Below are 12,239 nucleotides of genomic sequence, written 5' to 3'. Positions count from 1 at the left end.
ATTGCCCCCGACTTGTTGTGAATACAAGCCGGGGGCAATTCCATTAGATGAGCAGACCTTATTACCTTCGACCGCGACCCCCGTTAAAGCCGAATCCTCTGCCACGTCTCTGACTCCCGTCCATAGATACGCCACCACCCATATTATTGAAACGGTAGGTGAAGGAGAGCATTACATAAGACGTGATGCCATTGAACTCCCTATCCACAATACTATTAGCCGAGATACGGCGCTGGAAATTAGTGCGCTGTTGCAATAGGTCGTATACTGATAGTTCAATCATCGCATTCTTCTCTTTCAAGAAAGACCAGCTAGCCGAGATATCCCATAGGCAGAAGTTACGCTTGATACCATCGTCATACCCCTTGGCATCCTGGTAGGTGAGCTTGGTATTGAGGGAGATGTTACCTGGGATAGAGATAATTGCTTCTCCGAAGGTGTTATAATCCCAAGTGCGCCTATCGAGCTGTGTGGAGAAGCTATTTGTTACATCCTGAACGGATAGGAAGCCTCCCACTGAGGCTTGAAGCCAAGAGCCATTCCAAGAGATGCGCTGGGAGAGGTTGGGGTACCATACATTGGCGGTATTGAGCTCGCCATTGACGAACCCCTTGTCTTTGGTGTACATTATATGCCCAAAGGTGAAGCTCGTCCACTTGGAGCGAGGACCGCCTATAGGGGTATTGATCATAAAGCCGGCGCGGAGCATTTGATTGCCATCGATATTCTCGTAGGTGGTGCTGCGCATACCTGTAGCTGGGTCGATGGTTTGCTTGGTGGCAACACCATTCTGAGTGTAGCTCCATTGCCCATTGAGGTTAAAGCTCTGGCGAGCTAAGCGCCTATTGAAGTTGGTACTTACCCATACGCTGTGGGAGAAAGAGGGCAGTAGGTCGGGGTTACCCTTAATCTGTGCCAATGGGGAGAGAATGATGGTAGCGGGGTTGAGCTGCTCCATACTTGGTTGGCTAGTACGACCATTGTAAAATAGGTTGAACACCAACGAGTCGGAAGGGCGTATATCCATGATCAGACTAGGGGAGAAGTTCCATACCGTCCTATCCTTATCGAACGTCACCTCTCTCCCCTGAGTGGCTATGGTATGTGTATAGGTAGGATTGGCTCCGAATCCTGCCGAGATACTGCTCTTCCCGAAGCTATACCTGAGCCTCGCCTGTAAGCGATGCGAGAGAGAGGTGTTCTGAGAACCACGGGAGTAGTCGGTATCGAGGAGCGTATAGGCACCACTGGTATCCTTGTTGTAGGTGGATTGGTCGCTTGCCCGCTTATTATAGTCCAAATGATAGCCTAGCTGGACAGCCCAGCGCTCACTGAAGGGCTCTAGATACATGATACGAGAGCCCATGCGTAGGCTATTGTTCCACTTGTTGTTGTACTGATCCCTTATCTGATCTCCCCTCCCATTATAGAAATGAGTAGTGGAGCGGTTGTATCCATCCCCGCTATTATTGGAGTAGTTTGTAAAGAGCTGTGTGTATATATTACGTCCTGGCTCATTGAAAGTGTGACTAAAGTGGAGACGTCCACCCAGTTCATAGCCATGGTTTTGAGTAGAGTTATCGGAAGTACCTTCGTTAATCTTATCTCCGCCGTTATTGACTGTGGTAAAGCTTGAATTGTCATTGCCCCTTCCCCAGTTGTACTCTGCCGATGGCTCGAAGATTAACATGGTATTTTTAGAAGGGTTCCATTCTATTCGGCTATTGGCACCTGCCGTTTGGTTGCGATTGAAGCTATAGTTCTGTTCGTTCTCTATATTGCTCTGCTCACCACCTAGAAGCTGCTCCGTACGCACCCTTCCGCTATTGATATTATCCCTACTGTCCAGAGACGCCTCGGCAGTTATCTTGAGGGTTTTATTGAGCAAGACATCGTCATAATTGGCACCGATACGTCGGGTGACACGGTCGCCCCTGCCTCTCCGTACGCCATCGGTGTTATTTAGTTCCCCGATTACGGTATATCGGGCATCCTTATTGAAGATATTCATCATCAGATTGCCCCGATAGCGATCCTTAGTACCATAGCCAGCGGTAGCGTTGGCTATGACTCCCTTCTTCTTATCTTCCTTAATCTGGAGGTTAAGTACCTTAACCTTCTCCCCATCGTTCATACCGGTAAGACGGGTCTCCTCCGATTTCTTATCCACGACCTGCACATTCTTAATCATATCGGAGGGAAGATTACGTGTAGCCATCTGGGGGTCGTTACTGAAGAAGTCCCGCCCATCCATTTCTATGCGCTCAATGGACTCTCCATTGTAACTTACCTTACCTTCTTCGTCCACCTCCATGCCTGGGATGCGGCGAAGAAGTTCCTCTAGATTGGCACCCTTGCGGGTCTTAAAGGCACTGGCATTAAACTGGATGGTGTCTTGCTTTACGGTAATAGGGTTGGCCTGAGCCGTCACCTGTACTTCGGCTAATCGGGTAACTGCCTCATCCAGTTCTATCTGGGGTACCGTCAAATTCGCTCCGTGTACTGTGAAATTACGGTAGACGGGCTGCATGCCCATAAAACTTACGTGGAGGATATACTTACCATCCTTGATTCCCGTGATATTAAATCTTCCTGAAGTGCCCGTCGAAGCGCCCTTCACAAAAGTAGAGTCGGACACAGCTAGCACCCGTACCGCAGCCCCTATCACAGTCTCTCCTGTCTTCTTCTCTAAGACCTTTCCACTAATTGAATGCGTGGTCTGTGCGGCTGCCCCTATACTTACGAGCAAGCTCGCTACCACCAATAACCATTGCCTCATCAGTTAATACTAATTTGATTTTCAAATACGTTTCAACAATAAGACAAAGAACAGGTCTATTCGTTTAATCTTAGGTGTTATGTATCAGGACTACAGACCTAGGAAGTAGTCCGCCTCATCCTCGTTAGCCTCTTCTCCTGCGAGATGAACGATAGCTGTAGTTGCCCCAAAGGTAAGCACATCACCACTAGCAAGACGACGACGCTCCCCTTTGCCTATCTCTCCACCATTTACGAAAGTGCCCGTCATACTATCGTTGTCCATCACCTCTAACTTCCCCTTCTTATTCAGCATAAAATAGGCATGCTGGCGGTCAATACTAGGGTCGGCAGTCAGCACTTGTAGCTGTGCCGTACTCTTGGGATTGAAACGCCCAAATAGGCTTTTACCCTCAGGTATTCTCAGGTTCTGAGGCTTGGTAAACTCTGTCTCAATAATCTCTAGATAGGTTGTTTCCTTATCGAACTGTGCTCCCTCAATGCTTACCGACTTCACCCCGCGTTCACGATGCTGGAGCGCTTCGGCAGCTGTTTGGTACACCACCACAGGCTGCTTGCATTCATCGCAAATTATCCTCAGGCTACCCGCACTATCCTTCGGCATAGACCCCACTAGCGTTGCCCCGCAATAAGGGCAAGATACTTCATATTTCATAGAATAATCACCTAATTAAATCCAGTTGTCAAAACGACTATTATTAAAGTAGCTGTAGTACCCATGATCAGTAAAGATCAGATGGTCTAGCAGTGTAATCCCAATCAATCGACACGCCTTATATAGGCGCTCTGTAAGCTGGTCATCGTCCCTGCTAGGCTCCAATCCACCCCCAGGGTGATTGTGCACTAAAGCTATCGCAGGCTGTCCCATACGGAGTGCGGTACGCAAGATCACCCTCAGGTCGGCGGTAGAAGAAGTGATACCACCTACCGCTATACGTACTTTGGACTTGGTTACCCCCTGCTGGTTTAGGAATATCAGCCAAAGCTCCTCGTGAGGAAGGTCGCAAAGTTCAGGGAAGATATAATTATAAATCTTATCACTATTGTTCAGTTGTTGCCCCTCGCTCTCTACCATCTGCTTGTCTGCTTTCATGCGATAGCCTATTTCGAGGCACGAGAGAATATTAGCCATCTTCGCAGGACCTAATCCCTTTACCCCTACCTCTAGACCACTAGTCAGCATACAATAGAGGGTGTAGAAGTTGTAATTCGCTTGCTCCAGTAGTTGGTGAGCCATATCCAGAGCATTCACTCCTACTCGCCCCGTGCCTATCTGTATCGCTAGGAGCTCTGTCTTGGTGAGTGAACGAGCACCATTTGTCAAGAGCTTCTCTCTCGGACGCTCGGACTCCTGAATATCAGTCATACGGACGCTATCCAGTGGATAGCTCTTCTCCTCCGCCATAGCTTAGTCTATATAATGATCTCCTAGACCTCGTATCTCTGGGATTACCTGGCGGAGCTTGCTCTCCTCGCCCCTTCTGCACACAAGTAAGACATCTCCTTTCTCTATCACGAGGAGATCCCGAATACCCTGTAGCACCACTAGTTTATCTGGCGTATCTGTTACCACAAGATTGCCTTGGCTGTCATTGTAAATATGCTTATGCTCGCCTACTGAGGCATTGGCATTGGCATCCTTCTCCGTGAGCCTATAGGTCGAAGACCAAGTGCCCACATCAGTCCAACCCATGTCTGCCGTAATCATCATCACCCGTTGCGACTTCTCCATCACAGCATAGTCGAAAGAGATATTAGGGCAATATGGGAAGGTCTCCTGAACAAAGTGGTACTCCTCGGGTGTTCCCCACACCTCAGGCTTAGCATAGAGCCGCTCAGCTATCTCCTTGGCATGCGCCTTCACCTCCTCTATGATTACCCTCGTCTTGGCTACAAAGATACCTGCATTCCAGTAAAACTCTCCGCTCTCCACTAGCACCCTAGCCATCTCGGCGTTTGGCTTCTCTATAAAGGTCTTTACCGGCTGGCAGCACCCCTCCTGCAGTCCTCGCTCCGTAGTCTCCTCGGTCTCAGCTTGGATATAGCCATAACCGACCTCGGGATACGTGGGCTTGATACCTATCGTCACAATCATATCATGCTGTAGCGCATCCCCCCATGCCTGCTGTACCCGCTCGCAAAATACCATCTCGTCTGTCACTAAATGGTCTGAAGGCGTAATGGCTACTACTGCATCGGGGTTGAGCGCATGGATATGCCTCACTACACTTGCTATTGCACATGCTGTATTACGGGGATTCGGTTCGCAGAGAATATTCTCCTCTGGAAGATAGGGCAATTGCTCTCGAACAATATCTCTATAACTCTCGTTAGTAGATACCATGATACGCTCTACGGGCAATAGCTTCTCAAATCTCCGAGCAGTGGTCTGTAATAGACTTCTTCCTGAATTGAAAAAATCTAGAAACTGCTTTGGATAGCTCTTCCTGCTGTAGGGCCAAAACCTACGCCCTACACCGCCTGCCAATATTACGCAATAGAGATTATCTGCCTGAGCCATACTCATCATATTCTATAGGTCAATTTGGATACCAATGGGGCTTATTCCTCCCTTGCCCGCTCCCACAAAGATACCATTTATCACCAATAATCCCTACATTTGCACTATACATTTAATAATAACATACATAATAAGTACTATATGATACCATATTTCGAAGAAGCGGACATCGCCGTTACCATTTGTGATAAGGAGGGTAAGATTATTGAGATGAATGGGCAGTCGAGGGAGGTCAACCTCAAGCCTGGGCAATCGCTCATAGGCGCCAATGTGCTCGATTGCCACCCCGAACCAGCCCGCTCCCTACTACAGCACCTTATGGAGGCGGAAGAGAAGCACGTGTATACCATCACTAAGGGAGAGCGAAGAAAGCTGATCTACCAAATACCTTGGTATAAAGATGGCGCTTATGCAGGCTTTATTGAGCTCTCCATGGTTATCCCACAAGAGATGCCTCACTACGTACGCCAGCCTAAGAAGTAATCCTCTACTAACCTTATGGCACACTAATACGACCAATGGAGTTTAAGGAAAATGCTCCGTGGTCGGAGTTGAAGAAGGGTTGTTCGCTCCTCTATGGGCGTGTTAGTACGTATGATGTAGTCATTGCTATTCAATAGGTTGTTACACTCCACTAAGAACTTGAGCTTCTTGCTCGCCTTCCAATCTAGTGACAAACTCATAAGGTGAAAGTCGGGAAGCGTCCTATTGAGCTCCTGAGAGAAGTGACTCCATTCATAGTTCCAAGCTAAGCTCATTTGCTTTGACAAAGAGAATAGAGCCGATATGTCGCCTCTGATTTGTGTACTTTTATTCCAGCCATCCCTCTCTCCTCGCTTCGCCTGTCCGTAGTTGTAAGATAGTTTCCCCGAAAGAGAAAGCCATTCAATCTGGGTGTATACGAGTTCAAGCTGCGCCATGTAATTATGGTAGTAGCCTTGAGTCACGTTCTTATTAAGTGAGGAAGGTATGGATGCAAGATTGATAGAGCCATCGAAAATGATATTAACGCCGTAGTCGCTAAATGATTTATCGAGCTTAATCTCGCTAGTTACACTCTGAGAGTGCCCTTTGTATAGCGAGGAGGAGATAATAGTAGCAGCATCGGAAGAGAGTGATATGTCGCGCACTATAGGGCTCCAAGTATTCGTATATCTTAGGTTGAGCGTGGCAAATACATAATTGATGATGTCACTGTAGGATAGCTTCGCATAAGTGTTCCATTGTCTCGTCCGGTAACTCTTTAAGTAGTCTATGGACTGCACTCTGTGGCTCAGACTATAAGCCATAGGGAAGTAACTGCTGCCCAAAGGTAGATGGTTTCTATATGAACTACTGAGGAGGTATTCCCAGCCATTTCTCCCCTTATAGCTCATGCGGAGACTAGGCGAGAGCGCCCACAGATGAGTCGCCACTTCAGAGATGTTCTGTAGTGTATGTTGGAGGTCTACTCCTACACTCAGATGACCACGCTTCCTATCGAACAGAAGGGACACTCTTGGCGAGACCTCTAGTTCATTGTGTAATACTCTAGTCTCTAGTCTCTCTACTTGGTAGCGGCGATAATAGAAATGGTCGTCTACAGACAAATCTAGTCGGGCAGATATAGGCAATGTAAAATCTGCGCTAAACCCATGAGATGCTTGCCACTCACTTTGGAAAAGAGGGTGGTCAAGCTTATCTATGCCCAGATGATCTGTCGTCTCTCCATAGAGTACTTTGCTGTAAAAATTGCCGAGATGTGACCTCTCTCTACTGATAGGGAAAGTCGTATTGAGGTTGTTTTGCACCCACCAATACCTACTCTCTGGAGTGTATCTTAGTTCTCTCCTATCCCCAACCACATGTCTAAACCCTTTATTCCTACCGATATCTGACATGAGCTTATTGCTCAAGTGTATTTGTTTGCTATTAAGTTCGTAAACAATGATCGGCTTAAATCCCACCTGATTGGTCTGGTTCTTACTCCTCTCCTCCAATCTTACGTCAAGCTCCTTGTAGTACTCTCTCTGCTGCTCTTCTGCCCCTATCCAGTCGTTGTTCCCTTTTACATTGATTCTCAACTGTGCGTCTTCGGAAAAACTCAAAAGACCATTGGCAGAGGCTTGCCAACTCTTATTGCTGGCATAGTGCTGAGTCCCAATGGGCTTTCCTCCTATGCCCGTGGATGACAGCTTGCCTTTTTGAGGTATCAGGCTATTGAGTTCGGAGACATTGAGACTTAGAGAGGCATCGGCATTTTCGGCATTGTAATTGTCCACCGAACCAAAAATATAGTACTGCAATGGTGATTTACTTATTTTCGTAGCATTCGCCTTGGCTTCGTAGAGGGTTGGTTTATATCCCATTCCCCCTTCAAGGTAGCCAAATGGTCGCACCTTATAGGAGTCCTTGAGGATGATATTCATAGAGCTACGCTCTTCTGGTACTATGCCTTGTAGTATCTTTACATCTTGATGATGCTCTAATACCTCTACCTTGGAGACCACATCCGCCGATAAGTTATTGGTAGCTTGGGCATATTGGCTTCCGAGCAAGTCTTTGCCTTCAATATAAAACCTCTTGATAGGTTCTCCTTGATAGTAAACAATACCGCTCTCATTGATGCGCACTCCAGGAAGTTTCTCTAGTAGATCACGCAAGTAAGTGTCTTGAGTGGAGATAAAGGAACTTGCATTGTAGACAATCGTGTCGCTTTTTCGCTCTATTGCAGGAATGCGAAAGACAAATTCAGGCAGTAGTTCGGTCTTTTCCTCTAAGGTTATCCGGAGTATGCCTTTGTGTATATCCGATAGAGCTACCTCTCTTTCTTTGTAGCCCATCTTTCGGATTCTGATTGTGTGCACTTGTGGTAAGAGCATAAGGTCGGCTATACCAGAGGTATTGGTCAGGTGATAGCCCAATTGTTTCCCATTGTTATCATAGCTTGTTACGATAGCCGATGCTATGGGCGCATTAGTTACTGCTTCTGATACGATAACTTGCAGTTTCACGCTTTGCGCTGAAGCAACAATCGGTACCAGACAGAGGAGTAATTGAATGAATCGTAGCACGAAAAATTAATTTTACTCTAGCTCAATAGGATTGTGTGGTAATGTCTTGACCTTCGCAGGTTTGCCATCCACGGTCTTTACCCTTTGAGACATCGTTTTACTTGGATTGTTCCTATAATTTTCTAGAGCCTTCATGGCGTTGACTCTTGAGGTCTTGATGAGTCTATTATTCTCATAATTCATCCCTATCTCATCGCCTAAGTCCCCCTGTTCTATCTTTACCAAAGTGAATTGATAATCCATATCGATATCATAAATCTCCACGATCAGCCCTGGTAGTCCGCCAAACTTATATGGTCCATAAGGCAGGGCAACCTCAGTGCTGTACCAAGCCTCATAATCTCTGCCCCTAAAACTCATCTTGGCTTTCTGACACTTCAAGCCTGAAATAGTCTTGGTCTCATCTAGGAGTTGCCAGTCAAAGTTGGGAATAGCTTCCTCATAATAGTACTTATTAAAGGGTACAGAATTGAGTGCATATACTATTTTGCTCTTGTCTAGTAGAATAATGACCTTATCCTTATACTTAACCTTAAGCGGCATAGCAGCTTCCATGAATTCTCCAACTGTTTTGCCTTGCTTCACATAGGCACTCATTAATGAGTCCTCTCTGAGACTATTGTAGTCCTCATACATAAGAGCCTTATCTCCTACCAGCAAGGTGGTGAGCACCTCTTTTTTGACATCTTTAGCATTATGGTCAGGTCTATAGAATAGCTGATAAAAGACCCGCAAGTGGCTCTTGTCATGAATGGTTATGGGTGTTGACTCTAGTTTCTTCCTCGTTAGCCAGGGGGCATCGATATTTTGTGCAGAAGCAGTCCCACAAGACAGGAATAAGGCGACGAGTAATATTAGATAACTTCTATTGTTAATCATATTTATGTATGGAGATTAAAGCTACTATAAATGTCCCATCGAATCTTTTATCTTTGAAACAATCAAATACGATGGGGCTAATTACTTTACAAGCAGAGTCTGTGACTCAGCTATACATCACAAGCGCAATAAGATTACGGTCTAGGTTACTGCACTTTATCTTCACCACAAAGGAGCTCTTCTATTGCTTTGACATCTTCAAGAACTTGATCTATTTCAGTCCCTTTTTCGATAAATAGCTAAGTCTCCTCTCCACATGATGTCTCTACTTTAATGACGTTGTTTTCTGTCGAGGGTGTCCCACCTGAATTCAACGCAAACAATAATGATGTTGCTCCTAGTAATAGTAGTCGTTTTATACTTTTTGTTATAAATGGGTTAATAAAAAATGAAGCGCCTGAATCAGTACTCAGAACTTCTTCGCAAATGTAACAAAAATTATAGATATGCAAGGGCTCTGCAATAAAAAATATTTCGCAGTGACCTAAGTATGACTACCTCAAAAGCCAATGCTCCTATGTAGCATCTTCAGTATTTGCATTCGTTTTCCTCTTTCACTAAATAAATCTGTGTAGAATTGAGTCTTATCCTCTTTTGAGGAAGTGCTAAAAGTTCTCTGCGGAACTTCTGTAGGAAGACTTATGGAAGTATATAAAAAGATCAAAATATAAGGGGCTATATACAAGACTCTAATGCTCTAAATAGTGTTCACATTTTGGACATACTAGTATTTCTTAGCTAGGCCTTAAGATCTATTGGGTGCACGTTGGTACTGAGCTCTTTGTGGTATTACGGATGATTATCTTGCTAAGACATCTCTGTACTCCTCTTTATGATCGAACTCTCTCTTCGCAAAAGGGCAAAGAGGAATTATCTTTATCCCTTGGGCTCTAGCTTCTTGGACGATCTTTTCGACTAATCTTGTAGCTATCTCCTGACCTCCATATTCTTCCTCTACCAACGTGTGGTCGATAATCCAGAGGTTCTGTGATGCTGAAAGGTACTCTCACCAACGAATTTGCCTTCGTCATAGGCTGTGGCTCTTTTGTTGTCGCTCTCAAATACAATCTCTACCATAATCGGTCTTACTCGTTATTCTTCTTATACTTTAATGCCCCTGAAGGACAGGAGTCAATTACTCTCATTAGGTTTTCAGAACTATCCTTAGATAAGTCAATCCAAGGGCGGGCTTTTACGTTAAACGCGGCTGACCCCGCTACACACTTGCCCGCATGCTGGCATATCTCCGCATCCCAGTACACAGTTATCTCATCGTTTTTGTACTCTTTTACTTTTCCCATATTATCTCTCTTTTTTTGTATTAGAAATCTGGCACTTAGCGCTCATGCAGCATTAAGCACCTACGACTCACACAAATATAACGCTTTTTGATACTAACAAAAATCCTACTATGACTACACTATTGTCCCATAGAGGGTTCCTTTATTCTATAACACTCGATGCCAAGAAAGAGTTTTTGCTAAACACGAAAAGGTCGTGGGATGTGGAAACCATCCCTTACACAGGTTATCGCATCGCTCGACCTGTGTATATTTTTTGAGCTATACGCCCAAAATTATTCCCCGTTAATCCTATATGATCATTGAATACGTTTCCTATTGTTTGTGCCTCTGGCGAGCGCACAACGGAGGTAGCCATAGTAGCCAAATTTATTCCTAGGAACAAATAAAACTTTTCCTAGAGATAAATATTTTTATTTGTACAGAAAAATAAATTTATTCCTAGAAATAAATTTCTCTAGTTGCGCGAGCCGCTGTGGGTGCTCTCCTGAGTACAATTTGGAGATGTATGGTCAGAGATTTCCTGAATAGGAGGTAGGGACTATCTGTGGTTGAGGTGGGCGAGCGCAGAGAGGAGGTTGTCCGTGATAGGGAGTTGGTAGGCTTGGCAGAAGTGGTGGAGGTATTGGCGGTAAACGGTGGCAAACTGTTTTTCGTTGAGGATACCCCAATCGTATTGGTCGCGGAGGTGGAGCAAGGGGGCACAGTAGGCGAGTATCTGTGGGTCTTTAAGTATTTGCTCTACCTGGAGGTGGCCTGGAAGGTCTCCATAAAGGCGTTGGGATTCAGAAGAGAGGCTTGCCAAGGTGATACCATGGCGGAAACCTTGCCAGAGTAAACTAGCTTGTCGGGAGGGGGTCATACCATTATCGTGGTGCCCTAGAGCTTGCTTTACGGCTTGTTTTACCAATTGCCCGATGGTAGAACCCAGCCGAGAATGGTGCCCTGCATCGTACAGGGTGTCGGAGGCATCGGGGCGTGTCACCACCATAATCGTATCGGTGCCCGAGCCAGTAGCAATACCGCTGGAATACAGGCTGCCTGCTTGTAGCTCTTGGAGTGCTGCACTCTTGGCCTCTGTGGCGGTAATAATAGCTTGGACAGCGGTGCCTGCTGGTAGGTGGGCATCGATGAAAAGCATGATATTGATGGTGCCAGATGGCGGTAGATTCTCTCCTGTAAACTCGTCGTATGAGGGAGGGTCGCCAGCACGTCCGCCATTATGGTCTACTCCTGCTGTGACGATGGTGCTGAGGTGGATATTCTCAAAGGAGCTAGTGCATAGTGCCGCATCTTCGAGGAGTGCAGCTGTCCCCATGCCAGCTGTTGTCTCCACTGGTAGCCCCAGCTCTTGAGTAAGGCGAGCGTAGTGGCTTTGGAGGTTTGGGCTCTCCATTTTGCATACCACCTTATTCTGTACAAGAGGAGAGTGGGCATAGGTGTAATTGTAGAGGGTAACTCTCCCAAAACGGGCGCGTAAGGAGAGAATAAAATAGCCTGTAGGTACGATTTGGTACCTACAGTCTATTTTGTGTCTCGGTGTCTTTTTGAGTTAGACTTCTATGTGACCTGGGAGGAGGTTGATTATTTCGTCTTCTGTGAGCTCGCCTATCTTGGGGAGCTTTGGAAGGACTGCTAGTAGCCAATCGTAGAAGTTGACTCCTGCCTCATCGCAGGTGGCCATAAAGGAGTAGATGCGAGCGTAAT

General features: G+C 46.0%; 9 protein-coding genes and 1 pseudogene. 1 reads left to right on the top strand and 9 read right to left on the bottom strand.

The window, feature by feature from the left end; translation table 11 throughout:
- Nucleotides 1-61: 61 nt before the first annotated feature.
- The 4 genes from A3GG_RS0105065 to A3GG_RS0105050 form a co-directional block, all read right to left on the bottom strand.
- Entirely contained in the window at nt 62-2,779 is a 2,718-nt protein-coding gene (locus A3GG_RS0105065) for an outer membrane beta-barrel protein (RefSeq protein ID WP_018358239.1), read from the bottom strand.
- A 90-nt stretch (nt 2,780-2,869) separates the two neighbouring features.
- Nucleotides 2,870-3,433 carry an FHA domain-containing protein gene (locus tag A3GG_RS0105060; protein WP_026215637.1) on the bottom strand — a complete coding sequence of 188 codons (564 nt, stop codon included), beginning with the start codon at nt 3,431-3,433 and terminating at the stop codon, nt 2,870-2,872.
- A gap of 15 nt (nt 3,434-3,448) precedes the next feature.
- Nucleotides 3,449-4,183: a JAB domain-containing protein gene (locus tag A3GG_RS0105055; protein ID WP_018358237.1), complete on the bottom strand. Its 735-nt coding sequence runs from the start codon at nt 4,181-4,183 to the stop codon at nt 3,449-3,451.
- A gap of 3 nt (nt 4,184-4,186) precedes the next feature.
- Nucleotides 4,187-5,308, bottom strand: a complete 1,122-nt coding sequence (locus tag A3GG_RS0105050; protein WP_018358236.1) for a mannose-1-phosphate guanylyltransferase — start codon at nt 5,306-5,308, stop codon at nt 4,187-4,189.
- Between the two features lie 132 nt (nt 5,309-5,440).
- Between A3GG_RS0105050 and A3GG_RS0105045 the strand changes: the two genes are divergently transcribed.
- Complete coding sequence (locus A3GG_RS0105045) at nt 5,441-5,782, top strand: PAS domain-containing protein (RefSeq protein ID WP_018358235.1); 342 nt, start codon at nt 5,441-5,443, stop codon at nt 5,780-5,782.
- 23 nt (nt 5,783-5,805) lie between these two features.
- Here the strand turns inward: A3GG_RS0105045 and A3GG_RS0105040 are convergent, their stop codons facing one another.
- From A3GG_RS0105040 to A3GG_RS11920, 5 genes and pseudogenes are all read right to left on the bottom strand, one after another.
- Nucleotides 5,806-8,292 (bottom strand): TonB-dependent receptor, encoded by a 2,487-nt coding sequence (locus tag A3GG_RS0105040; RefSeq protein ID WP_026215635.1) that lies wholly within the window; start codon nt 8,290-8,292, stop codon nt 5,806-5,808.
- A 72-nt stretch (nt 8,293-8,364) separates the two neighbouring features.
- Entirely contained in the window at nt 8,365-9,231 is an 867-nt protein-coding gene (locus tag A3GG_RS12820; RefSeq protein ID WP_018358233.1) for a GLPGLI family protein, read from the bottom strand.
- A gap of 799 nt (nt 9,232-10,030) precedes the next feature.
- A pseudogene (locus tag A3GG_RS14015) lies at nt 10,031-10,222 on the bottom strand (GNAT family N-acetyltransferase); the annotation flags it as partial.
- Nucleotides 10,223-10,316: 94 nt separating this feature from the next.
- The gene (locus A3GG_RS0105020) at nt 10,317-10,532 is read right to left on the bottom strand and encodes a (4Fe-4S)-binding protein (RefSeq protein WP_018358230.1); all 216 of its coding nucleotides are present in this window, start codon (nt 10,530-10,532) and stop codon (nt 10,317-10,319) included.
- Between the two features lie 541 nt (nt 10,533-11,073).
- A complete protein-coding gene (locus tag A3GG_RS11920) occupies nt 11,074-11,940 on the bottom strand; it encodes an adenosylcobinamide amidohydrolase (protein ID WP_282705039.1) in 867 nt (288 codons plus the stop codon).
- Between the last annotated feature and the right edge of the window lie 299 nt (nt 11,941-12,239).

The sequence above is a fragment of the Porphyromonas levii DSM 23370 genome (genome assembly GCF_000379925.1).
Lineage (GTDB): Bacteria > Bacteroidota > Bacteroidia > Bacteroidales > Porphyromonadaceae > Porphyromonas_A > Porphyromonas_A levii.
Note: the sequence above shows the minus strand (reverse complement) of the source record. Positions and strands in the feature narration are given on the sequence as shown.

Coding starts and splice junctions, on each gene's coding strand:
- A3GG_RS0105050 (WP_018358236.1), bottom strand. CDS start 5,308: ATGATGAGTATGGCTCAGGCAGATAATCTCTATTGCGTAATATTGGCA.
- A3GG_RS0105020 (WP_018358230.1), bottom strand. CDS start 10,532: ATGGGAAAAGTAAAAGAGTACAAAAACGATGAGATAACTGTGTACTGG.
- A3GG_RS0105060 (WP_026215637.1), bottom strand. CDS start 3,433: ATGAAATATGAAGTATCTTGCCCTTATTGCGGGGCAACGCTAGTGGGG.
- A3GG_RS0105065 (WP_018358239.1), bottom strand. CDS start 2,779: ATGAGGCAATGGTTATTGGTGGTAGCGAGCTTGCTCGTAAGTATAGGG.
- A3GG_RS12820 (WP_018358233.1), bottom strand. CDS start 9,231: ATGATTAACAATAGAAGTTATCTAATATTACTCGTCGCCTTATTCCTG.
- A3GG_RS0105045 (WP_018358235.1), top strand. CDS start 5,441: ATGATACCATATTTCGAAGAAGCGGACATCGCCGTTACCATTTGTGAT.
- A3GG_RS0105055 (WP_018358237.1), bottom strand. CDS start 4,183: ATGGCGGAGGAGAAGAGCTATCCACTGGATAGCGTCCGTATGACTGAT.